The following is a 571-nucleotide window of genomic DNA, read 5'->3' on the forward strand; positions in this document are numbered from 1 at the left end:
CTTTGGTTGATAAATATTGTAGGCGGCGGAGATGTAAAACTCATTGGCGCACTTTTCTTAGGAGTGAACGATGAATATATGTTAGCGGCAATAGTAGCGATAGGATTACTGGGTGGGATTCAAATATTGGTTATGTGGTTAATGTCTGTTTATCGCAAAAAAACACCTTTTGAGAATGGTATCCCTTACACAATACCAATTGGTATAAGTGGGCTCTTTTTCTTCTACCTGTCATTAATTTAATCATTATTAAAACAAACGCCATGTCTATTTATTCAATAGCCATGGCGTTTCTCTACATCACTTCACAACTGGTTAGCAAGCGACCCGTAGGTGGTCTACCAACCACGCCTTTAGAAGTAAGTCGGAATGTTTCGGTAATCAAACTTCTCAAACGTTCTTGGTCAATTTTCTTCGCAGCAGAGTCATTACACCATACGTACATCTCGATATACTTGGATAGCGGATATTGGCTACACTTGTAATCACCTAATGTCCAACTTGGACAGATAACAAAAGTATTTGCCGCTTGCAGTTCATTGATCATCAATCGAGAGGAAGAAGTGGTAAG

1 protein-coding gene and 1 pseudogene are annotated in these 571 nt (G+C 39.2%); one reads left to right on the forward strand and one right to left on the reverse strand.

The features are described 5' to 3' along the window. Nucleotides 1-243, forward strand: a 243-nt coding sequence (locus R7Z77_RS27355) for a prepilin peptidase (protein ID WP_318137306.1), incomplete at its 5' end; no start/stop codon positions are given. A gap of 52 nt (nt 244-295) precedes the next feature. Here R7Z77_RS27355 and R7Z77_RS27360 read toward each other — a convergent pair. Beyond that, nucleotides 296-571, reverse strand: a pseudogene (locus tag R7Z77_RS27360) (LysR family transcriptional regulator); the annotation flags it as partial.

The organism is Vibrio sp. 1401, from assembly GCF_033340295.1.